The organism is Alistipes onderdonkii, from assembly GCF_025145285.1.
In the GTDB taxonomy this organism is placed as follows: domain Bacteria; phylum Bacteroidota; class Bacteroidia; order Bacteroidales; family Rikenellaceae; genus Alistipes; species Alistipes onderdonkii.
Genome location: NZ_CP102251.1, coordinates 1532013 through 1556369, shown reverse-complemented (window position 1 = coordinate 1556369; position 24357 = coordinate 1532013). Strand labels below are relative to the sequence as shown.

Sequence of the window (24357 nt, the reverse complement as noted above, 5' to 3'; positions counted from 1 at the left end):
TTGTTGGGGCCGAAAAAATTACACCGTGATGCCCGTAGGGTTTCTGCGCCCGGTTTCCCGGGGGGCGGACAGCCCCTCCGGGGCACCCGGGAAATACTTACGGCCTGCGCCGGAACAGCTCCGTGATGTCTTGCATGGCGCCTTCCTTTCCGACCCTGTAAAGGCGCTGGTTGGTCGTCGGCGACGTCAGCGGCCCCAGCTCCTCGACCCAGCCTCCCAGCTTGATGTAGTCGAACGACTGCGGCCGCAGCCCCTCCGGCAGCCGGGCGCGTCCCGAATACCAGCCTGTGTGCAGCACCGGGAATTTCTGCCGTACGACGTCGGCCAGCGCGGCGATCTCGTGCGGTGCGGCGTCCCCGCCCATGAAACAGACGCAGGTCACCGAGCGCCCGTAGCGGGCGAGTATCCCGCACAGCTCCGCCTCGTCGAGCACCCGCCCCATGTCGGCCTGCAAGTGCAGGCTGTGGCACCCGCGGCAGCGGTTGGGGCAGTTGGTGATGTTGATCGCCAGCGTCGTTTCGCAGGGTATTTCCGCGAATACGATGTCGAAATTGTGGTATCTGACCATCGTCCGTTTACTCCGCTTTGGCGTAATAGCGGTGTGCGGCCTCCTTCTGGCGCGCGGCCGAGAAGTTCGACACCCGTTTCATGTAGCCGATCACGCGGGTCAGGTAGTCCAGGTTGTCGCCGTGGCACTCGGGGCACTCCTTCAGGTAGCGCTTGTCGATGTGCCCGCACTCGTTGCATACCGTGTTGGGGATGTTGAACGTGAAATAGTTGCATCCCTCGGCGGCCGCTACGCGCAGCAGGTGGCGGTACTGCTCCTTCGAAAGGTGGTCTTCGAGGTTCATGTGCAACGCCGAACCGCCCGTGAGGTGGTCGATATAACGGCGGCCGTGGAGCCTGAACTTGTCGATCACGTTCAGCGATTCGTCCTCGACGACATAGAAATAGGAGTTGTAACAGTCGCGCGGTACGACGTAGCCGTCCTCGCGATCCCATTTGGCGTGTTTCACGCCCACGTTCTCGGCCGGGATCATCTCGCAGTTGAACATGAGCTCCTTCGAACGGTACTTCTTGTTGTAGCGCTCGATCAGTCCCAGTACGCCCTGTACGAAACCGACGTAGTCGTCGTTGTCGTTGATCGGGATGCCCAGGAACTCGGCCGCCTCGACCAGCCCGTTGACGCCGATCGTGAGGTACTGGCGCGCGAGGTTGATATAGCCCGCGTCGAACAGGGGCAGCATCCCCTTGGCCTGCAAATCCTTGAGGTTCTCGTTGTAGGCCGTCTGCACCTTGTGCACCAGGTCGACGATCTCTTCGAGGTAGGTCAGGTAGTGCATGCCGTTCTTCACGGCATACTGGATGCAGCGGTTGAGGTTGATCGTCAGCACGCTCTTCGAACCGGTCGATACGCCGCCGGCGCCGAGCGTGTAGCTGAACCCGTTGTCCTGTATCTCGTTGCGCAGGCGGCAGCACGACGACAGCGAGTCGGCGTTGTCGCTGATGTAGGTGAAGAACGAGTGCCCCTCGGAGTACATCTGCGCCGTGATGTCGCCCCATTCCTTGTCCATCACGTCGCCGTCCCTGGTCAGCAGGGCCATCGTCTCGACCGGGAAGGTCAGCACGGTCTTCGTGCGCTCGCGGTTGAACCACGTCATGAAACGCTTTTGCAGCCACGACAGCGATTCCCAGTGCGGCTTCGTCCCGTCGGGGAATACGAATTCGCCGAACAGGCTTTCGAAATAGTAGCGGTCGTAATAGGCCACGTTCCAGAACACGGCCTGGAAGTTACGCGCCCCCGTGGGCTGGTTGATCGAGTAGACGATCTGTTCGAAACAGTCCGTAATCATCTTGTCGATCGTCCGGTGCTTTTTCGAGAGGTCGACCACCTCGTCCGCCCGCTTGTAGTAATCTTCTCCGTACTCCTGTTCGATGAAATAGTTCATATACATCAGGAACTCCGGCGTGGCGCAGGCGCCCGAGAGCATCGACGATACGATGAAGACCATGTTGACGAAGCCGCCGCAGAACGACTTGAGATTGGTCGGGCGTGTCGAGTTGCCGCCCACCGAGAGCGTGCCGTTCAGCAGCCACGGGTACATCGTGATCGAAGCGCAGTAGTTGGCCATCGACGTTTCGTCGTTCTTGTAGATGAAGTGGTCTTTCAGCAGGCGGAGGTATTTGTCCGAGAGTTCCTTGCCGTACATCTCCTTGATGCGGTCGGTCAGCAGCCGGCGGTTGAGCCGGATGAAGTTCTGTTTGGGCAGTTCGCCGATCAGCGTGGCGATGTTCTTGTTCTCGACGTTGGCGTTGGCATCGTATTTCGAACCCGTCGCGGGGTTCGAGGCATCGCAGTAGTTGATCAGGAATTCGAGTTTTTCGCGGTCTTCGCGATCCTCGGTGTGCTTCTGGCGGTAGAGCATGTAGCTCTTGGCCACGGCGAAATAGCGTTCGGCCATGAGCGCCACCTCGACCTGGTTCTGTATCTCCTCGACATTCATGCCGTCGGAGATATGTACGCGGCTGAGTACCGACGTGAGGTCGTCGTCGGTGGCGTATCCGCCTACCGAAAGGAATGCCTTGCTGATCGCGCGTTTGATCTTCTCGAGCGAAAAGGGGGCGCGCTTGCCGTCGCGCTTGACGATGTAAATTTCCGAAATGCCCATAATGTATCTGTATTTGTTTGTAAGTCTTGCCGTACGGAGGCGGCATCTCCGCCTGCGTAATACGCAGGACAGCCATGTCCTTACCCCTGAATTGTCCGGTGTAAATATCTGTTCCGGGCACCGCCCTAAATCCCGAAGGCGGATGTCGCAGCTCGCAAGGCAGGTCTTCTGGCTCGCCCCATCCGCACGCCTTCCCGTCCCGGGGGACAGTGGCTCAAGAGAGTGCGGAACGCAATCGAGGCTTACAGCTACGGGAATAGCCCCTGATTCTCACAGGAGTTCCCTTTTGATCCCGTGCCGGCAGCCGCCGGCGGGGAACCTTGCTCCGGAACAAATGTAGACATACTTTCCCGGATCGCAAATATGCGTGCGGGCAATTAATGAACAAATTGTAAACAAAAAATGCAGGGACATTCCGGCCCTGCATTTCCTTTTCCGGGACGCCCGTCCGCAACCCGGTGAGCGTCAAACCTCCTGCCTGTCCGCGCCCGTTCGCTCCCCGCTTTATTTGCGCATCGAGAGCGAAATCCGCCCGCGGGCGGTGTCGATCCCGGTGACCCGCACCTCGACCTGCTGTCCCAGGTGCACGACCTCCGCCGGCGAGGCGACGTAGCGGTCGGCCATCTGCGAAATGTGCACCAGCCCGTCCTGCTTGATCCCGATGTCGACGAAAGCCCCGAAGGCCGTGATGTTGGTGACGATGCCCGGCAGCGTCATCCCTTCGCGCAGGTCGCCGATCGTACGTACGTTCGGGTCGAACGAGAAGGCCTGCAGCTGTTCGCGCGGGTCGAGGCCGCACTTGTCCAGCGCTTCGACGATGTCCGTCACGGTCGGAATCCCGACCTGTCCGTCCACGTATCTCTCGGGTTTGATGCCCCTGCGCAGCTCCTTGTCGGCGAGCAGCCTGTCGACCGTCACGCCCGCGTCGGCGGCCATCCGCTCGGCTATGTGGTACGATTCGGGATGCACGGCGCTGTTGTCCAGCGGATTCTGCCCGCCGACGATGCGCAGGAAACCCGCGGCCAGTTCGTAGGCCTTGGCGCCCAGCCTCGGCACCCTGAGCAATTCTTTGCGGCTCTTGAAATCGCCGTTCGCGGCGCGGTACGCCACGATGTTCTCCGCCAGCGCCGGCCCCAGTCCGGAAATATAGGTGAGGATGTGTTTCGAGGCGGTGTTGATGTTCACCCCGACCCTGTTCACGCAGCTTTCGACCACCGTATTGAGTCTGGCCTTGAGTTTTCCCTGGTCGACGCTGTGCTGGTATTGCCCGACGCCGATCGACTTGGGGTCGATCTTCACCAGCTCCGAGAGCGGGTCGATCAGCCTCCGGCCGATGCTCACCGAGCCGCGCACCGTCACGTCGTAATCGGGAAACTCCTCGCGCGCCGCGGCCGACGCCGAGTAGACCGATGCGCCGTCCTCGCTGACCATGAATATCTCCACGGCTCCGTCCAGTCCCAGGCCGCGCACCAACTGCTCGGTTTCGCGCCCCGCCGTACCGTCGCCGATTGCGAAGGCCTCGGCCTTGTATTTCCCCGCCAGCGCCCGCAGCGTTTCCGCCGCTTCGGCATAGCGGCCCTGCGGCGGGTGCGGGTAGATGGTCGTATTGTGCACGAGGTTGCCCTGTGAGTCCAGGACGACGACTTTGCAGCCCGTGCGGAATCCGGGGTCGATGGCAATCACGCGCTTCTGCCCCAGCGGCGCCGAAAGGAGCAGCTGCCGCAGGTTTTCGGCGAATACCCCGATCGCCTCGTCGTCGGCCTTCTCTTTGGCGGCCGCGAGCAGCTCGGTCTCTATCGACGGTCGGATGAGCCGCTTGAGCGAGTCGGCTACGGCGGCCTCCATATATGTGCGCGTTGCCGATCCGGGACGTATGAACCGGCGGCAGAGCGCTTCGGTGATGCGCTCCGTGTCGGCATCGATCGAGATGCGCAGGATCCCCTCGTCTTCGCCGCGACGCATGGCCAGGAACCGGTGCGACGAGATGCTGCGCAGCGGCGACGCGGCGTCGAAGTAGTCCGAATACTTCGCCCCCTCGGCCTCCTTGCCCTTCACGAGCTTCGAGTGCACCGCCCCTTCGCGTCCCATCGTGCGCCGCACGGTGTTGCGGGCCTGTTCGTCCTCGGATATCCTCTCGGCGATGATGTCGCAGGCTCCTGCAATGGCCTCTTCGGGGGTCGCTACCTCGGCCGTGACGAAGCGTTGCGCCTGACGCAGAAGGTCGTGTGCCCGTTGTGCCATGACGATGTCGGCCAGCGGTTCCAGCCCCCGTTCGCGGGCCGCCGTGGCGCGTGTGCGGCGCTTGGGTTTGTAGGGCAGATAGATGTCCTCCAGCTCCACTGCGTCCCAGCACTCTTCGATCCGTTTGCGGAGCTCCCCGGTCAGTTTGCCCTGCCCCTCGATGGTTGCCAGGACGGTCTGCCTGCGGGCTTCCAGTTCGGTGAGCCTGTCCAGTTGTTCCTTGATCGCCCCGACCTGCAATTCGTCGAGCGAGCCGGTCGCTTCCTTGCGGTAGCGGCTGATGAAGGGGATCGTGGCGCCTTCGCGCAGCAGGCGTACCGTGCCCTGCACCTGCGGGAGGCTGATCCCGAGTCTTTGTGCTATGATTCGTTCCGTCATTCTGGTCGTGTTGGGTTGCAAAGATAGGAAATTGTCGCTGAACCCCCGCATAAAAAAGGCACGCCGTGAAAAGCGTGCCTGTTGCGTGTGCGTCGTGTACGCACTGCGTCCCCGTTGCGAGCCTGTGGGGTCAGTATCCGAACTTCGCCGCCGCCAGCCGCATGTGGCCGATGATGTCGACGCCGAACGGGCAGTTCCGTTCGCAGCGGCCGCAGGCGATGCACTCCGAGGCTTGGTGCGGCAGGAGCCTGTAATGTTCGCGTACCGTCTCCGGTATCTCGTGCTGTGCCAGGGTCAGGTTGTAGTATTTGTTCACACCGGCGATGTCGATCCCCACCGAACACGGGGCGCAGTGCCCGCAGTACATGCAGTGCCCTTCCCACGAGAATTTGTCCAGCCCGGCCAGCGCCCCCCTGTAGTCGCGTTCCGCGGCCGTGGCCGAACACCAGGCCAGTGCCGCTTCGATCTCGGCGCGGCTGCGGCAGCCGGCCATTACGGCCGCTACGCCGGGGCGCGTCAGGGCGTATTCGAGGCATTGTACCGGGGTCATCGGGCGTCCGAAGGGCGAGTTGGCGTCGCTCAGCAGGTCGCCTCCGCCGTAGGCCTTCATCACGTCGATGGCGATCCCTTCGCGTTCGCAGAATTCGTAGAGCAGTTGCCGTTCGGGGTCGATGTTGTGCAGCTCCCGCGCGTAACTCTCGTCCGCCCAGAGCGTATCCACGTCGTCGCTCGGCGGCAGCAGGTCGTAACAGGGGTTCACCGAGAACATCAGCACGTCGATGAGCCCCGTCCGGGCCGCCATGTGCGCGACCACGGGGTTGTGGCTGCTCAGGCCGATGTGGCGGATGCGCCCTTCCGACCTGAGCCGTTGCGCCAGGCGCATGATCGGGCCGTCGAGCACCTCGCGCAGGTCGGCCTCGGCGTCCACGTAGTGGATCATCCCGATCTCCACATAGTCCGTTCCCAGCCGTGCGAGCATGTCTTCGAACGCCGCCAGCGATTTCTCCGGATCGCGCGTGCGCAGGTATTGCCCCTCTTCCCATACCGAGCAGAGGTGCCCCTGTATGACGAACTTCTCGCGCCTGCCCGCCAGCGCTGCGCCGATGTTACTGCGCAGCGTGGGGTTCGAGGCGTAAAGGTCGAGGAAGTTGATGCCGTTGCGGATGGCGAAATCGAAATCGGCCCGTACCTCTTCGGCCGTCTTGTCCGTGAATCCCTCGCAACCCAGCGCAATGGCGCCGACCTTCAGTCCTGTGCGCCCCAGTATGCGGTACTCCATCCTATTCCAGTTCCACGAGTTCGTATTGCTGCGAGCCCAGCCCGATCGCTTCGCCGTGTTCCAGCGTGTGGATGCCGTGGCGCGACTCCATGCGTTCGATCAGGTGCACCTTGCCCGGGTCGGGCGATGCGTAAACCAGGTCGACGCACGCCTTGTCCTGCGCCACCGGATCGGTCGAGGCCAGGATGCCGATGTCTCCCATCTTCGGGTCTTCGGGATGCGCGTCGCAGTCGCAGTCCACCGACAGGTTGTTCATCACGTTGATGTAGAGTATCTTTTCCCCGCAGTGGTCTGCCACCGACTTGGCCGCCTCGGCCATCGACTCCAGAAAATCGTCCTGCGCGGGCAGGTTGCCCCACATCTGGGCGGCATTCTTGGTCTTCCCGGCCGAATGTATCCACGCCTTGCCCGCCGACGAGGCGATGCCGATCGAGATGTTCTTCACCGCACCGCCGAAGCCGCCCATGGCGTGCCCCTTGAAGTGCGAGAGCACCACCGTGAAGTCATAGGCGGGGTAGTGCGACCCCACGAAGTTCTCCCTGAGGTGCCTGCCACCCTTCACGGGCAGGCTTACCTCGCCTTCGGCATCCATGATGTCCACCGGGGCGATGGCCGTGAAGCCGTGGTCGGCGGCGGCCTTCAGGTGGTTTTCCGTGCTGGCGCGTCCGCCGCCGTAGGCGGTATTGCATTCGACGATCGTGCCGTCCACCTTCTGCACCAGCTCCTTGATAAGCTCCGGCTTGAGGAAGTTGTGCCCGCCGGGTTCCCCCGTCGAGAGTTTCACGGCCACCTTGCCCGTCGCCGGACGCTCCAGCGCCTCGTACAGGCGCACCATATTCTCCGGCGTGATGTCCCGCACGAAATAGACCTTGGGTGCCTCGGGCGCTTCTCCGCCGCCCTGTGCCGATCCGCAGGCCGGGGCCGTGAAAGGCAGGATCGACAGTAACGAAACCATATACATTTTTGTCATGTCTTGGGATTGTTAATTACGTAATAGGTACCTGAGCACCGCGTATCCTGCAAATACCTGTGCCAGCATACCGGGGAGCCCGATGCGGATGTCCTGCAGGGCGGCGGCCGCCGAGCCCGTCCAGGCCCATTCGCCCAGCGAGCCGAACAACTGGTAGAAGAGGACGACGCCCGCCAGCAGGGGCAGCGTCACACGCCCTGCCCGCCATGCAGCGAGGCTTGCGGCGACGGCCAGCAGCACCGATTTGAGCAGGATCACGGGCAGCATCGCCGCTGCGGGCATGCCGAACAGCGCCGAGTTCACCGCCGGCGAGAGCACGGCGGTCAGCAGGCCCACCCGCCAGCCGTATTTGTAGGCGCCGACCAGCGTGAAGAAATAGATCGGCAGCCACCGCAGGCCGCCCTGCGGCACGAGGTGGCAGATTTGGGGCAGGACGATGTTGCCTGCCACGAAGAGCGCCGCCGCGAGGTAGGTCTTCGCCTCGCGGTAGCCCGTCGAATAGAGTTTTACAGCCGTTGTTTCCATATTGTCGTTATTGGTTATGTCAAAAATAGTGTTTTCCGCCCGTATTTAAAAATCCAGGCGTATGCCGCCGATGAAGGTTGCCCGCGGCATGGGGTATCCGGCGTTTATCTCGTAGCGCTGCGCCAGCAGGTTTTCGCCCCGGGCGAACAGCGTGAGGCAGCGGCTCACGCGCAGCGACGCCCGCAGGTTCCACAGCACGAAATCCTCGGTGTTCTCCGTGCCCCGGCCGTTGGCTTTTACCGAAGTGTAGAGCCCCGCGACGTACTGTACGCCCGTGCTCACCGACCAGCGGCCCCGGGCGAACCCGGCCTCGGCGTAGAGCTTGTGCTCCGGTGCGGCGATCACGGGGTTCTCCATGTGCAGGTAGCTGTAATTGGCGGCGACCGACCAGGCCTCCGAAATGCGGTAGGCGGCCTGTGCCTCGACGCCGGCGTTGTCGATCTTCCCGGTGTTCATGTTCAGCGGCGTCGTCCCCTCGCGCGGCACGGCGACGATCAGGTTTTCGCCGTCTATGTAGAAGAGGTTGATGCCGTAGGTGAGCCGCCCGCCGAGCAGCCGCTGCGAATAGGCTATTTCGTAGTTCCACATCCGCTCGGGTTTCAGGTCGGGGTTCTGCGGCGGGAACATATACATCTCGCGGATGGTGGGGTAGCGGAAACCCTTCGAGGCCGAAGCCTTCAGCTCGATGGCGTGCGGCAGGTGGAACGAAAGCCCCGCCTGCGGGATCCACTCCGTCCCGATGTGCGAATGGTGGTCGACGCGCAGCCCGGCGTCGAAGGTCAGCCAGCTCCCGATGTCCTGCCGGAAATCGACGTAGCCGGCCACCTCGTCCTGCGACTTGTCGGCGATGTCGGAGCGCTCGCCCTTGCGGTCGCCCTCGACGTATCTGTTCCACGCCTCGCCTCCGAAGCGGTAGTAGTCCGCGCCGACGGTCAGCCGGTTGCCCCTGAAAAGCCGGGCGCTCTGGTACCACGATACGCCCATCATGTCGTCCCGTGAGTTGAAGCGGTAATCTTTCGGATTGTTCGTGTCGTTGGGGTCGACCGTGTAGCCGTCGTTGATCCGGTGGCGGCCCCAGTTGTAGAAGAGGCTCAGGGCCCCGGAAGTCCGGCCGTAGTTGTTCTCCACGGAGAGCGAAGTCATGCCGCGTGTGATGCGTTGGTCGGCATCGGCCATCGGGTTGGTCACCGCCCCGGGCTGCGAGGCGTTGAAGTGCGTCACATTGACGTCGGCCCGCACGTTCCACGCCTGCGAAATCTCATAGCCCAGTTTGGCATAACCGCCGTACTGCTCGAATCCCATGTCGGCGCGGTGCCCGTCGGTGCGGTTGTACGAGCCGCTGACCACCGACGTGAAACGTCCCTTGCGGATGCGGTTCGTCGCTTCCGTCTGCAATGTGTTATAGGAGCCGTAGCCGATGTCGGCATGGGTCTTCACGCCGTCCTCGCGCATCCCGCGGGTGACGATGTTCACCACGCCGCCCATCGCGTTCGAACCGTAGAGCACCGATGCCGGGCCGCGCAGCACTTCGACCCGTTCGGCCATCAGCGACTGGTAGGCATCGGCGATCGGGTGCCCCATCAGCCCCATGTACTGCGGGTGCCCGTCGATGAGCACCATCAGCCGCCCCGAGCCTCCGCTCAGCCCGCGCAGGGAGATGCCTCCCGCGGCGCCGTCCGACACGCCGTAGCCCATGATCCCGCGTGCGGTGGTAAACAGCCCCGGCACCTGCTCGGTCAGGGTCGGCAGCAGTGAAGGCTGCAAGCTTTGTTCGATCTTCTCCCGGCCGACCACCGACACGGTCATCGGCAGGTGGCGGATGTCCGACGCATAGCGCGCCCCCGTCACGACGACCGAGTCGATCTTCACGTTTTGCTCCGCCGGGGCTTCCGCCTGCGGCGTCACGGCGTGTACTGCGAGTGACAGCCCCGTGCAGAGCGCCAGCAAACCCAATTTTTTCATTAACCTATCCATGTTGTTCCTTCATTTTCTGCATGAACCCTTCGATCAACGGCAGGCACTCGGCGGCCGTCTCCGCCCCGGCGCAAAGCTGTTCCACGGGGCAGGTGCCCGTCCCGGCGCGGTTCATGATGCCGGGCACCACGACCGTGTATTCCACCGCGATGCCGGCTCCGGCGAGTAGCTCTAACGCCGGGCGGCTCACCACGTCGGCGAAAAGCCCCTCCACGCCGCCCAGCACCATCAGCGCCGCGGCGCCTTTGCCGACGACCTTGTCTGCGATGAAAGCGCCCCGCAGCAGTTGCGGCTCTTCGCGCAGCAGCCGGAAGAGGTCGGCCACGCCCCGTTCGCGGAATATCCGCATCGAATCCCCGTTGCGGATTACGCACGAGCATTTTTCTGCGAATAACAATTCGATAGCCTGTGTTTTTTGTTCTTTTGTCATGTTCGTTCGTGTCGCAAGTCCCTTCGCTCCCCGCCTTTCGGGGAAACGGCCGTTTCCATGATGCAAAGATAATACGTCCTGACCTACTATCAGTTACCCCGATTACGGTTCATGCTACCATTTTTACCGGATGCCCGCCGCGTCCGCACCTGCGCGATGCGACTCCGGGTGTGCCGGGTGTTGCATGGGCGCCTGCATTTCGGGTCGGCCGTGCCTGCCCGAGTCCGGGGTGTCCCGAAGATTGGTGTCTCCGGAGTGTCCTGCGTCGCCTGGAAAGTTGAGGTCCTCGGGCCATCCGGGATGCTCGGAGGGGTCAGTGCACCCGGGTTGTCCGGAAAGAGGGCTGTATCCGGCGGCCTCCGTTCGGCTCCGTCCTGCTCTCGTGTCCTGGCTTTCCCCGCATCCCGGTTTTCCCCGCGTCCCGGTTTCCTCGGTTTACCGTTTCCTTGTCCGGCGGCCGTCGCCGGATTCCCGGCTGCCGGATCGGCGGATGTATCGTTTTGTTTCGATTTATTTCGATGCGAAATTCGAAAAAAAGACGGAAACTGCGGAATCCGTGCTTCGATCCGGCCTGAAACCGGTGCTGAATCGCCTCGTTTATGCCGGTTTCGGCCTTCCCGAATCTATATAACATTCTGTACGGTGTATTTATAAAATAATTATTATCAATAAGATACGAAATTTTAATTTCTATATTATCGGTCGTTGCTCTTTACCTGCCCCTTTAAAATGGATACTTTTGTTGCTGCGCAGTGTTCCCGACTTGCGATTTGTAATTTTTTTAAAAATTCCTAATCCATAATATCACAAACTAAACCTGCTAATCTATGAAGAAAACATTTTTACACTTGTTGCTTCTGATGGGTTGTGCCTGCTGTTTTCCGTCCTGTGTCGAGGATAAAGCGGAAGATGCGGCAGCCAGACTCACCGTGAGTAAAGTCAGCGTGGAGGTCATCCGAACCGGTACGCTGAGTACGGGGTCGAAAGCGACGCTGGATGTGCTGGCCAACCGGGGGTATGCCATTACCTCCGATGCGGATTGGCTTTCGGTCGACAAACCTACCGGGAAAGGCCGTGTGTCGGTCGTCCTTGATGTCAAGCCCAACGAGACGGAAGCTATCCGTGTGGGGCACCTCGCCGTCGTGAGCGGCGGGCTTTCCGAAACCGTAACCGTGACCCAGACGCTTGCCCCCGATACCGACGATGGGCTGGAAATCGACCATGTTTATCTCGACGACGACCTTTCGTGGTGCGAGCAGTTCGGCGGCCAGGATCAGGTGCAGTTCCCCGACCAGGGCTCCACGCAGGCCGTGCGCAACCATGCTGCGGCCAAGCTCAAATTTACGCAGATGGGGTACAGCGAGTACAATTACGGCGGCAATGCCTTCTACATGGCCAAGCACTACTTCAAGATGGGTAAGAACAACCAGCAGAACGGCCTTGCCATCGACATGGGCAAATATATCGAGAAAGGCAAGTCGTCCACGATTACCCTGACGTTCGACGCGGCTCCGGTCGTTTCGATTGACGGTACGGGCAGCGGCATGACACTGCGCGGTATCGACGACACGGCGGTGACCGTCGAGGTTTACGAAGGCCCCGGAACGGTCGACAGTCCCTCCCTGAAGCAGAGCGCGTCGCTTTCCATGTCGAGCGTTACCTCGTGGAACCAGTGGGTGAGCATGAAAGTCACGCTCTACGGCGTCACCGACCGCTCGCAGATCGTTATCCGCTCCACCCAGTTCGGTGTGTCGGGCTATCACCGCTGGTACCTCGACAACATTAAGATGGTCAAGGCTCCCCGCGACTAACAGGTGTCAATAATCATAAACAGAACCAACATGAATTTCAAGCATATGTTATTCAGGGCCGCATCCGCCCTGTTGCTCGTCTCGGGCCTCGGTTTTGCGGGGTGCGACGACGCTGATCCCGACGCGTTCCTCTCGGTTACCCGCCAGGAGATCGAAGTCGAATACACGGGCCTCACCACCGAAGGGGAAATGGTCAATTTCGACCTGGGTACGAACCGCTCGTGGCGTGCCTCCTATGTCGAGGAGTGGATCCACCTCACCCATACCGAAGGCGACCGCGGCCGCGTGCGTATTTTCCTCTCCATCGACGAGAACAATACGGGCGAGAACCGCACCGGTTTCATCATCTTCGAAGGCGACGGCGGCACGCGCCGTACGATAGCCGTGACGCAGAAACTCAAGGTCGATGCACTTTCCGTTACGCCGGCGAAGATCACCGTCGTGAAATCGGGTCTGCTCGAAACCGGCGAGAAGGCTGCGATCTTCATCTCCACCAACTGCGATTGGGAAATATCCGTCGCCGACGACAGCAAGTGGATCACCCCTGTCAAGACTTCGGGTGCTCCCGGAGACGAGAGCATCGACCTGGATATCGCCCAGAATACGACCGACGGAGTACGTACGGGTACGTTCACCGTTACGGCCGATTCGAAAACGGCGACCGTCACCGTCACCCAGAATCTCGAAGGACTGAAGGTTTCCGTCAACAGTTTTTTAGTCAATAAGTTCGGATTCTCCGACGAGGATCGCACGCCGCTTACCTTCACCGTCACGGCGGCCGAGGCATGGACGGCTCAGTCCGACGGCTGGCTGACGCCCAGCCCGGCTTCGGGCGATGCGGGCCAGACCGAGGTGACGCTCACCGTGGGCGAGAACACCACGGGTGCGCCCCGCAACGGAGAGGTGAAGATACTGACCTCGCTCACCGGCCTGGAGACCGTTGTCCGGGTCGCCCAGAATGCGAAGAACTCGCTCTTCGACGACGACGGCAAGGAGGTCGGCTATGTCTATTATGACGAGCCGTTCGACTGGACTTCGAAGTTCAAAGGTGCCGACTGCGTGGGCGAACATACGCAGAATGGAGCGGTCAATATCTACTCGAAGGTGAACGATAAATACGTAGTAGACAAAGCGTTTTCCGATGCCGGGCTGACCGATTTCAATCCCGGTGTACGGACGATTTACGCCTGCTCGGATTATCTCAAAATGGGTGCAGGCGACAAGCAGACCGGAATCATCCTGCCGGCTCTTGCGATTCCCGAGGGGCAGGCCACTGATATTGAACTGACGTTCGTGGCCGCATCGAATATCGGCGGCGACGGTACGGGCAAGCCCGACGCGGTAACCGTCACAGTCGCCATTCTCGAGGGCCCCGGCAGCATAAACGGCGATCAGGGAAAAGAGAGCGAGCCGATGACGCCCGGAGAGCATTGGGAATGGACACCTATGAGCGTGAAGCTTTACGGGATTACGGGTGAAACCCGGGTCGTCATCCGCTCCACCCAGCAGGGATTATCGGGTTATTACCGCTGGTACCTCGACAATGTCAAGATGACGAAAATCGCAGCCGAATAGTCCTGCGGTGACAAATCAATGAAAAACAAGAGAGAAAAAGATATGAAAAACAGATTTGCAGATACGGGGAAATCCTATGCAGGGTATTTTCTGCGTTTCGTGTTCTGCCTGGTGCTGACGGCGTCTGCGTTGTCCTCACAGGCGCAAAGCCGCAGTCAGGTGAGCGGCAAGGTGACCGACACGGCCGGCGAGCCGCTGATCGGCGCCACCGTGGTGGTTGTCGGCACGACGACGGGTACGACCACGGGCATCGACGGAAGTTACACGATCAATGCCGCGGCTGACAGCCAGCTGAAATTCTCGTTCATCGGCTATGCCGAGCAGACCGTGAATGTCGGGGCGCGTTCGGTCATCGACATCGTCATGGAAGACGACAGCCAGGTACTCAAGGACGTCGTGGTGATCGGTTACGGTACGATGGAAAAGAAGTCGGTGACTTCGTCCATCACCTCGATCAAGGGCGATGACCTGACGGCCGGCATGGGAGGTTCGACCATCGCCACGGCGCTCCAGGGCAAGGTTCCGGGACTTACCATCTCGGGCAGCGCCAGCCCCAACAGCAGCAATGATTTCCAGTTGCGCGGCATCGCGTCGGTCAATGCCAGCCAGAGCCCGCTCGTGGTTATCGACGGCATCCCGGGCGGTGACATGCGGGCGATCAACCAGGAGGACATCGAGTCGATCGACGTGTTGAAGGATGCTTCGGCGGGTGCGATCTACGGTACGCGTGCCGCCGGCGGTGTGATCCTCATCACGACCAAACGCGCCAAGCAGGGCAGTGTGACGGCCAACTATACGGGCGAGTTTTCGTTCGAGACCGTCCGCAAGTACCCCGAACTGCTCTCGTCGAGCGAGTATATCGAGTACGGTCTGGGCGAGGACTACGGCGCCGATACCGACTGGTATAAGGAACTGACCAACGATGCGCCCTTTTCGCAGCGCCATACGGTGAGCATTGCCGGCGGTACGGAGGTGGCTCAGGTCTATACTTCGTTCATGGCCCAGAACCAGAAGGGTATCGTCATCGGCGACAACCGCAAGGACTATTCGGGGCGTATCAACGCCCGGTTCAACCTCTTCGACGGCGTGGTCGAGGTGCGCGCCAACGCCCAGTTCCGCGAGGCAGAGCGCGACAACCGCAACTCGTCGGGCATCTTCAAGATGGCCTTCGGCCTCAATCCCACCATTCCGCTCTACGACCCGGCCAACCCCTCCAAGTACAACGTGGTCGGCAACGGCATCTCCGGCACGAGCTTCAACCCCGTGGCCGACATCATGCTGCGCACGAAGAACGGCAAAGACCAGTGGCTGCTGGCCGACGCCACCGTGAAGATCAACCTGATGAAGGGCCTCTCGCTGCAGGGAACCGTGGGTATCGACAAACGCCAGTACCAGGAATATACCTACGTTTCGCATGACCACAAGGAGTCGATCGACAACAGCCGCCGCGGCGGTGCGTCGCACAAGTTCAGCAAGGACAACCGCGTTTCGGTCGAGGCCTATGCCAACTACCACCGCGTATTCCGCGAAGACCATACGCTCGACGTCGTGGCCGGTTACAGCTTCTGGCAGGCCGGCGGCGAGGATTTCAGCATGTCGAACTACGATTTCCCGGTCGACGGCGTCGGCCCGTGGGACATGGGCGTGGGTTCGTACCTCACGGACGGCCGTGCCTCGATGGATTCGAACAAGGATCCCCGCGAGCGCCTGCTCTCGATGTTCGGGCGTGCCAACTATTCGTATAAAGACCGTTACATGGCTACGGTGAGCTTCCGCCGCGAGGGTTCCTCGAAGTTCGGCGTGAACAACCGCTGGGGTAATTTCTGGGCCGTTTCGGGCGGCTGGCGTCTCTCGAACGAAGCGTTCATGCGCGACGTCAGCTGGATCAGCGACCTCAAGGTGCGCCTGGGTTACGGCGTCACGGGTAACAACGGCTTCGGGAACGGCTACACGACCCGCATGTACAAAGCCAACGACATGTGGCCCACCAACGGGGTCTGGCAGCCCGGTTACGGTTCGATTCGCAATATCAACCCCGACCTGAAGTGGGAGGAGAAATCCGAGCTCAACTTCGGTCTCGACTTCTCACTTTTCAACGACCGCCTCTGGGGTAAGTTCGACCTCTACTTCCGCCAGGTCGACGACATGCTCTATTCGGTCAATGCCCCGATGCCCCCGATGGTACACGATACGGTCATGAAGAACATCGGCAGCCTCGAGAACAAGGGTTGGGAGTTCGAACTGGGCGGGGACATCGTCCGCAGCAAGAATTTCCGCTATACGTCGACCCTGCGCCTGTCGCATAACAAGACCAAGATCAAGAGCATGGGTGACGACGGGTTCTTCCTCGACGAAGTGACCTTCCCCTCGCCGGGCAACCCGGGTACGGCCGTCCGCCTGCAGAACGGCCTCGAGCTGGGGCAGTACTTCATCTACAAGTACGCCGGGCTCGACGAGAACGGCAAGTGGATGATCTACGACAAGAACAACGAGATCGTGCCGGCCACCGACGGCAGCACGTCGAACCTCGTGGCCGAGAACAAACATTTCGTGGGCAATGCGATCCCCAAGGTCATCCTCTCGTGGGATCACACGTTCAAATACAAGAACTGGGATCTGTCGATCTTCCTGCGCAGCTGGCTCGGGTACGATGTCTTCAGCCAGGTGAACATGTACTACGGCCTGGCCAACGATTCGCAGCTCAACGTCCTCAAGTCGGCCTACACGCGCAACCGCAACATCAAGGACGAGAAGATCCTCTGCGACTACTGGCTCGACGACGGCTCGTTCCTCAAGATCGACGCCATCAACCTCGGGTATACGTTCAACCTGCGGAAGTGGACGCGTTATATCCAGTCTGCGAAACTTTACCTGACCATCCGCGACGTGGCCGTATTCACCGACTACAACGGTCTCAATCCCGAGGTCAACATCAACGGCCTGTACCCCGGTTTCGAGTATGTCAACAACACCTCGACGATGTACCCGCAGACGACCCGTTTTACGCTGGGCGTGCAGTTAAACTTCTAATTCCAAACCGAGAACCATTATGAAACTGAAACATATAATTGCCGTGACGGTCGGGGCTGCCGCCCTCTGCGCGCCTTCCTGCGACCTCGACGAGAAGTTCTACTCGGAAGTCACGCCCGATACGTTCTTCACCTCGCCCGAAAGCACCTATGCCGTGCTTTGCCGTCCTTTCACCCACTGGAAATGGTACATCGGTGCCGACCGGTGGTACCTCCAGGAGCTGACCACCGACGAGATGGTGTGCCCCAAGCGCGGCAGCGACTGGTATAACAGCGGCGAGTACTACCGCCTGCATTACCACACCTGGTCGCCCGACGACCGCTTCGTCGTCAATACCTACGACGGTACGACCGGGGGCATTTCGCGTGCCCTGGAAGCCAAGTCCGACCTCCAGGGGGTCGATTACAACGCCATCGGGCTCAACGACGCCGTCAAGGCCGACCACATCAACCAGCTGAATGCCATCACGGCCTACTTCTACATGCGCGGCCTCGACTATTTCGGCGGTATGCCCATTTACTACTCGGTGGACGACGACCTGTGCGCCCGCAGCACGGCGCGCGAGACCTACGCCCATATCGAAACCCTGCTCAAGGACGCCATCCCCGCCCTGTCGAAGAAAACGACGCTCGGGGCTTCCGAAGACGGTTACATCAAGCAGGCTGCCGCCGCGGCGCTGCTGGCACAGCTCTATTTCAATGCCGTGGCCTACATCGGCGAGGAGCATTTCGACGAGTGCGCAGAGATTTGCCGCGACATCATCGGCGGTGTCTACGGCACCTACGAGCTGGACAAGACCTGGTACGGCCCCCACTGTTTCGACAACAACACCTCGCCCGAGGTGATCTGGACGGTGCCTTCGGAGAACTCCAAAGTCGAGTGGAACTGGTATTTCAAATATTTCTACCATTATTCGGCCTACGAATATTTCGGTATCGAGACCGCAGGCTACAACGGTTTCATGCTCACGCCGTCGCTCGATCCCCAGGGACGCTACTACACGCAGTGGAAGCTGGGCAGCCCCTACCGGAAATTCAACGACAAGGACTTGCGTAAAAAGCCCTACCGTTACCTGGGCAGCCGCAAATACGAAGGCATGTTCCTCGTCGGCGACCAGACCAACCCCAACAACCCTTCCCAGCAGTGCCTGGGGCAGAAGGAGTATAGCGGCAAGGTGATCAACCTGGTCGACCAGGTCGCCCGTTTCTCGGAAGTGGGCACCAAATACAATTCCGTCGCCGAGCTTACCTCGACGATGGCCGACGGCGAGGAGAATTCGGGCGTACGCCTGGTGAAGGCCCCTCAGCCCAACCTCGACGACAAGCTGCTGCGCTGGAATCCCGATTGCCCGGTCATCCGTCTCTCGGAGATCTATTACATGCTTGCCGAGTGCGAGCTGCGTGCCGGTGACAGGAAGACGGCCGCCGGCCTGATCAACCAGGTTCGGGGGCGCAACTTCGAGGGCGGTGTGGATCCCAACCCCGTGACGGCCGACAACCTCGATGAATACCGCATGCTCGACGAATGGATGATCGAATTCTTGGGCGAAGGACGCCGCCGTACGGATCTGATCCGCTGGGACAAGTTCGTGACGGAGTCCTGGTGGGATCATACGCCGCTCAACGACAAGAACAAAAACCTGTTCCCGATTCCCAACTCGGCGATTTCGGCCAACAACCTGATCGAGCAGAACCCCGGTTATTGATCCCCGGCGATCCCGGGGGCTCCCGGCTGTCCGGGGCCCCGGGGCAAGATATGAACTTTAAAAAACCGAAAAAATGATAAAATACATCAAATATCTGTTGGTCTTCCTGCTGGCCACCGGCTTCGTGGCCTGCAGCGAGGACGAAGGCGCCCAGATTCTCGGCAGCCTCTACGAGAAGGTGGACATCACCCCCGAGCCCGGCATGAACCTCGTGGGCCGTGTCACCGACGGTACCGGCCCGATCGAGGGCGTGGTCGTGAGCGACGGCGTCACGGTGACGACCACCGACGCCCAGGGCATCTACCAGATGCGCGTGAAGCGGAACGCCCCGTTCGTATTCGTCTCCGTCCCCGCCGAATACGAAATCCCGGTGGAGAACGGCATGCCGAAGATCTACAAGAAGATCGCCATGGGCGACAACGACGTCGTGCAGCGTAGCTTCAAACTCGAACGCACGGGCAAAAAAGAGCGTTTCACCCTGCTGGCGCTGGCCGACGTGCAGATCGGCCGCGACGACGAGGTGACGATGCTCGACGAGGAGGTGTTGCCCCTGCTGATCCCCTACGTGCAGCAGGAACTGGAGACCCCCGTTTACGGCATTTCGCTGGGTGACCTGGTCTGGGACAACATGCCCTTCCACGAGGTTTACAAGCAGCGTATCCGAAAGATCGGCGTGCCCGTTTTCCAGGTCATCGGCAACCACGATCACAATAAAGCCATAACCGTCGATGCCGATGCCGATGCCAGCTTCGAGGCGGCGTTCGGCCCCACGTACTACTCCTACAACATCGGCGACTGTCATTTCATCGTGCTCGACGACGTGCTCTACACCGGCTCGTCCTCTTATACCGCCGACATCACGGACGAACAGATGGCATGGCTGGAGCAGGATCTGAAATATGTCCCCAAGGACAAGCTCATCATCATCGGCCTGCATATCGCCACTTCGCGCCGCAACCGTCCCACGAGCCATGTCGCCGATTACAAGGAGCTTTACGCCCTGCTCGACGGCTATAATGTCCGGATACTTTCGGGACACTCGCACAACAACTATACGACCACGATTTCCGAAACCATCGAGGAGAATACGCTCGGAGCGGTGATGGGTGCCTACTGGAACGGCGAGGAGCTGTGCAACGACGGCAGCCCCCGCGGTTACGCCGTCTATGAGATCGAGGGCAACCGGATCAGGAACTGGTACTATAAGGGCACTGCTTTCCCGCGCGAATACCAGATGTACCTCTATGGCCCCGGCGAGGCGGTTTCCGAAAAATACCGCGACGGCCTCATCCTAAACATCTTCAACTGGCATACCACCTGGACGGTCGAGGTGCAGGAGGATAATGCCGGCTGGGTAACGCTTCCGTCCGATTCGAACCTCAGGTACGAAATGGATCGCCGCGCCTACGATTTCATGTTCGGCGACACCAAACCCGAGCACCGTCCGACGGCCGAACCCGAATCCCAGAACGACCACATGTTCTACTACAAACCCGCGTCGGAGTCTTGGGGAACGGTCACGGTGAGGGCTTCCGACCCCTACGGGAACGTATATACCGAGAGCATCCGCAACGAATAGATCCATTTTTCGCAAACACGTTTCTCCGCACTGCCCGTTCCGACGGTGCGGAGAATTTTTCAACCATATCCCGATCATGAAACATCCTTTTCTGATTTTTCTGCTCTTCCTGTGCGGCGGGTTTTCCGCCGTCGCACAGCCTTCGGGCAACCCGCTCGTTTTCGGTGAGAACCGCCTGACGCTCATCACTCCGACGCTGTTCCGACTCGAATTCGCACACGACGGCAAATTCATCGACGACCCCACCTATTTCGCTTACGACCGGGGCAGCCTGCTCCCCGCGTCGGAGTTCAGGGTGCGGGAGCTGGACGGGAACCGCTACGAGATCACCACCTCGGCCCTGCGCATCGTCTACGAACACGACGGATTCCCGTTCGGGCTGCATAACTTTGCGGCCTACTACAAGCTCAACGGCAAGGAGAAGAAGTTCACCAACCGCTGTATTTTCCGCAACAACCTCGGCGGCCCGGTCGAGACGCTCGACCGCGTTACCGGGGAGATCCCCATGCAGAACGGCCTGCTGAGCCGCGACGGCTGGTATGTGATCGACGACGAACGCTCCGACCTGCTGGTCGACGGCTGGCTTTGCCCGCGCGATACGAAAAGCCATGTGCAGGATCAGTACTGTTTCGTCTACGGCAACGACTACAAGGCCGCCCTTGCCGACTTGGGCGCCATCAGCGGCCGCGTTCCCATGACCCGCAAATACATCCACGGCGTCTGGTACTGTCGTTACTGGGACTATACGTCGGAGGAGTTCCTTTCGATCATCGACGGCTACGAGGAGAACGATTTCCCGCTCGACAACCTTGTCTTCGACATGGGTTGGCATACCTACGATGCCAGGATCGGTACCGGGCATGCCGGCAGCCGCAGCTGGACGGGCTATACGTGGGAGCGCAAACGCATTCCCGATCCCGGGGCGCTGATCGCCGAGGTGCACCGCCGCGGCGTCACCGTGTCGCTCAACGACCATCCCCACGACGGCATACGTCCCCACGAGGAGATGTACGCCGCCTTTATGGCGGACATGGGGGCCGACCCCGCCCATCCGCTGCTTTTCGACCTCGGCGACCGGAAATACATGGAGACGTTTTTCAAACATGCGCACCATGCCACCGAGGATATGGGCGCCGATTTCTGGTGGCTCGACTGGCAGCAGAACTACCTCTATCCCGAGGTGCGCGGCTACCGCTCCACGTCGTTGCAGTGGATCAACGAGCTCTACTACCGCCAGACCGAGCGCAAGGGGCTGCGCGGCGCCGGTTACAGCCGTTGGGCGGGTTGGGGTGACCATCGCCATCCGATCCAGTTCTCGGGCGACGCGCAGGCCAACTGGGAAATGCTGGCTTTCGAGGTTAAGCTCACGGCTGCCAGCGGCAACGCGGGCTGTTACTACTGGGCGCATGATATCGGCGGGTTCCGCGGCGATCCGAACCCCGAGCTGACGGTGCGCTGGACGCAGTTCGGCGCCCTCTCGGCCGCTCTGCGCGTACATTCGACCAAAGACGCGCGGCTCGACCGCCGTCCGTGGATCAGCGGCGAGCGCGAAACAGCCGCCATGCGCCGCATGTACCACATGCGCTCGGAGCTGATGCCCTATATTTACAGCAGCGTATGGCAGACCCACTCGACGATGGTGCCGCTCAACCGGCCGATGTATATCGACTACGGCAGCGACGAACGCGCGTATGAAAACGAACAGGAGTTCCTTTTCGGGGATATCCTGCTCGCCGCCCCGATCGCTTCGCCGGGCGAAGGCGCGGACAAGACAGCCTCGCAGAAGGTCTGGTTCCCGGCCGGCGACGTGTGGTACGACTATTTCACCCACGAACGGTTCGACGGCGGGCAGGAATGCCGCATCGCCAAGCCGCTCGAAGAGTTCCCGCTCTACGTCCGGGGCGGCTGGGTGCTGCCGATGCAGCCTTATACGCCGCGCCCCGCTTCGACGCCGCTCACGACGCTCGTCCTGCGCGTCTACCCCTCGGCGGGCGATGCCGACAATACCTATACGCTCTACGAGGACGACGGGCTGAGCCGCGATTACGAACGCGGCATCCATGCCACCACAGAGCTCAACTACCGCCGTGCGGGCGATGTGACGACCGTCACCGTCCGTCCCGCCGCCGGCAGCTACCGGGGGCAGGTGCCGCGCCGCGCCTACCGGCTCCAGCTGCCCGCCGCCGGGGAGTTCCGCCGGGTGAAGGTCAACGGCCGTACGGTGAAGCCCGTGTCCGACGGGCAACTGGGATGCCCGGTGATAGAGATCCCGTCGACGGACATCCGCAAGGAGGTGAAGATCGAAATTTTCGGGTAATCCGTCCGGAGCCGATGTCCGGGAGGCGGTTCCCGTGTCCATGGTGGACGCGGGAACCGTTTTTTTTTGTAAATTTGTATTCAAACCGTCGAGCCGATGAGAAAGCTGAACATTTCCCCCCCCCTTGTTTTTGTGGCCGGTGTAGCCCTGCTCTGTGCCTGCCATAAGAGCGAAAACGAGCAGATATTCGATAAACTGGATCGGGTTATTGCGAAAAAGCACCTTTACGAAGAGCGTTTCATCCGCCATGCCGATTCGTTGCGCCGGGTGCTCCGCGCCGCGGGCGACGACACGCTGCGCTGGCAGACGGCCAACCGCCTGTTCGATTCCTATATCACTTACAATATCGACACGGCCGCCCGTTACGTGGGGCTGATGCACAATTACGCCGACGCGACCGGCAGCCGGGAGATGAAATTCCTTTCGACGACATGCGATGTTTCGGTGCTGATCGCCCGCAACAACATCGAAGAGGCCTACGAACGGATCCTTTCCCTCGATACGGTCGGCATCACCCGGCGGATGCGGGCCAGCTATTATACCCAGCAGATGGTGGTCTTCGGACGGCTCGCTTCGGGCGACGGGTCGGAGGCGCGGCGGAAGGCCTATGCCGATTCGCTTTTCCGGCTCCGCCACACCCGGATCGGTTTCGACGGCCACTCCCATGTCACGCGGCAGCGGATGTACGCCCTCGAACTGATGGATCAGAAGCGTTATGACGAAGCCCTGGAGGTTTTGCTGCCGCTTTACGACCCCGCGAAATACAACAGCCGCACGCTGGCCCGTATCGCCTATAATATCGCCAACGCCTGCTATCTGCTCGACGACGTCGAACGGCACAAATACTGGCTCGCCACGGCGGCGATCTGCGACCTGCAAACTCCCGTCAGGGAGTACCTTTCCCTCTATAACCTGGCCCTGCTGATGTTCGAGCAGCAGGATATGGAGCGTGCGGCGCGCTATATCCAGTGTACGATGGCCGACATGCTTGCCTGCAATTACAACACCCGTATCTTCCACTCCAGCCAGGCCGAGATGATCATTAACCAGGCCGTCGTTTACAGCATCAATTCGCGCAGCCGTATCCTGACCGTCATGATCAACATTTTCATGGGGCTGTTCGTCATCATCGTGCTGCTGCTCATCCATACCCTGCGGCAACATGCCAGGCAGCGGCGTACCAACGCCCAGCTTTCCGCGGTCAATGCCCAGCTCAGCGAACGCAACGAACAGTTCCGGCAACTGAACGACTGCCTGCGCGACGCCAACAAGATCAAGGACAACTATGTGTTCCGCTACATGCTCCTGGCCACGCAGTACCTCGGCCGTGTCGGCGAATACCGGGGCGAGCTGCTCAAAACCGCAAAGTCCGAAGGCTCCGAGGCGCTGATGCGCAAGCTGCGCTCGCCGTCGGACGTCGACCGCGACTACCGCGATTTCTACCGGATCTTCGATGAGACCTTCCTGGGTATCTTTCCCGATTTCGTCGAACAGGTCAATGCGCTGCTCGAGGAGCCGGCGCGGTTCCCCGTGCGGGCCGACCGGACGCTCCCTACCGAGCTGCGTATCCTGGCCGTCATGCGCCTCGGCATTACCGACAGCGGCCGCATCGCCGGTTTCCTCAACTGCGCTTCGGCGACGGTCTATACCTACCGCACCAAGCTGCGCAATTCGGCCCTCGGTTCACGCAGCGATTTCGAGACCCGGATCAAGCTTATCGGCCTCTGACGGGTCGGTGGCGGGTTCCCGAAGGGCTTCTGAGGGCTTTTTCCCCAGCCTTTACCGAGCCTTTACCGAGCTTCTGACGGCCTTTTGCCGAGCCTCAGCCGGAATTCCGCCGGGTCTTTGCCGGGCTCCCGACGAAGTGTGCCGCA

15 protein-coding genes and 1 riboswitch are annotated in these 24357 nt (G+C 60.8%); of the genes, 7 read left to right on the top strand and 8 right to left on the bottom strand.

Annotated features, from left to right (window positions below; genetic code table 11):
* Window positions 1-97 precede the first annotated feature (97 nt).
* From nrdG to NQ559_RS06385, 8 genes are all read right to left on the bottom strand, one after another.
* Window positions 98-568, bottom strand: a complete 471-nt coding sequence (gene nrdG / locus NQ559_RS06420; RefSeq protein WP_018695640.1) for an anaerobic ribonucleoside-triphosphate reductase activating protein — start codon at window positions 566-568, stop codon at window positions 98-100.
* A 7-nt stretch (window positions 569-575) separates the two neighbouring features.
* Complete coding sequence (gene nrdD, locus NQ559_RS06415) at window positions 576-2669, bottom strand: anaerobic ribonucleoside-triphosphate reductase (RefSeq protein ID WP_018695641.1); 2094 nt, start codon at window positions 2667-2669, stop codon at window positions 576-578.
* 141 nt (window positions 2670-2810) lie between these two features.
* Window positions 2811-3007, bottom strand: a riboswitch (cobalamin riboswitch).
* Window positions 3008-3173: 166 nt separating this feature from the next.
* Entirely contained in the window at window positions 3174-5288 is a 2115-nt protein-coding gene (locus NQ559_RS06410) for a Tex family protein (RefSeq protein WP_018695642.1), read from the bottom strand.
* A gap of 130 nt (window positions 5289-5418) precedes the next feature.
* Window positions 5419-6567: an aldo/keto reductase gene (locus tag NQ559_RS06405; protein ID WP_018695643.1), complete on the bottom strand. Its 1149-nt coding sequence runs from the start codon at window positions 6565-6567 to the stop codon at window positions 5419-5421.
* Window position 6568: 1 nt separating this feature from the next.
* Window positions 6569-7537, bottom strand: a complete 969-nt coding sequence (locus tag NQ559_RS06400; RefSeq protein ID WP_026318318.1) for a DUF362 domain-containing protein — start codon at window positions 7535-7537, stop codon at window positions 6569-6571.
* Between the two features lie 12 nt (window positions 7538-7549).
* Window positions 7550-8062, bottom strand: coding sequence for a hypothetical protein (locus NQ559_RS06395; RefSeq protein ID WP_018695645.1), 513 nt, complete (start codon window positions 8060-8062; stop codon window positions 7550-7552).
* Window positions 8063-8107: 45 nt separating this feature from the next.
* Window positions 8108-10024, bottom strand: coding sequence for a TonB-dependent receptor (locus tag NQ559_RS06390; protein ID WP_018695646.1), 1917 nt, complete (start codon window positions 10022-10024; stop codon window positions 8108-8110).
* Window positions 10025-10028: 4 nt separating this feature from the next.
* On the bottom strand, window positions 10029-10466 hold the full coding sequence (locus NQ559_RS06385; protein WP_033395188.1) for a DUF1893 domain-containing protein: 438 nt from the start codon (window positions 10464-10466) through the stop codon (window positions 10029-10031).
* Between the two features lie 827 nt (window positions 10467-11293).
* On the opposite strand from NQ559_RS06385, the gene NQ559_RS06380 reads away from it, so the two are divergent.
* The 7 genes from NQ559_RS06380 to NQ559_RS06350 all read left to right on the top strand — a co-directional run bounded on the left by NQ559_RS06380 (window position 11294) and on the right by NQ559_RS06350 (window position 24211).
* Window positions 11294-12277: a BACON domain-containing protein gene (locus NQ559_RS06380; protein ID WP_230317642.1), complete on the top strand. Its 984-nt coding sequence runs from the start codon at window positions 11294-11296 to the stop codon at window positions 12275-12277.
* A gap of 30 nt (window positions 12278-12307) precedes the next feature.
* Window positions 12308-13852: a BACON domain-containing protein gene (locus NQ559_RS06375; protein ID WP_018695650.1), complete on the top strand. Its 1545-nt coding sequence runs from the start codon at window positions 12308-12310 to the stop codon at window positions 13850-13852.
* Window positions 13853-13894: 42 nt separating this feature from the next.
* The gene (locus tag NQ559_RS06370) at window positions 13895-16882 is read left to right on the top strand and encodes a SusC/RagA family TonB-linked outer membrane protein (protein WP_051087680.1); all 2988 of its coding nucleotides are present in this window, start codon (window positions 13895-13897) and stop codon (window positions 16880-16882) included.
* Between the two features lie 19 nt (window positions 16883-16901).
* Window positions 16902-18587, top strand: a complete 1686-nt coding sequence (locus NQ559_RS06365; protein WP_018695652.1) for a RagB/SusD family nutrient uptake outer membrane protein — start codon at window positions 16902-16904, stop codon at window positions 18585-18587.
* A gap of 73 nt (window positions 18588-18660) precedes the next feature.
* Window positions 18661-20166 carry a calcineurin-like phosphoesterase C-terminal domain-containing protein gene (locus tag NQ559_RS06360; protein ID WP_018695653.1) on the top strand — a complete coding sequence of 502 codons (1506 nt, stop codon included), beginning with the start codon at window positions 18661-18663 and terminating at the stop codon, window positions 20164-20166.
* A 76-nt stretch (window positions 20167-20242) separates the two neighbouring features.
* Window positions 20243-22483, top strand: a complete 2241-nt coding sequence (locus NQ559_RS06355; RefSeq protein ID WP_018695654.1) for a TIM-barrel domain-containing protein — start codon at window positions 20243-20245, stop codon at window positions 22481-22483.
* Between the two features lie 96 nt (window positions 22484-22579).
* Window positions 22580-24211 (top strand): DUF6377 domain-containing protein, encoded by a 1632-nt coding sequence (locus NQ559_RS06350; RefSeq protein ID WP_018695655.1) that lies wholly within the window; start codon window positions 22580-22582, stop codon window positions 24209-24211.
* Window positions 24212-24357: the final 146 nt, after the last annotated feature.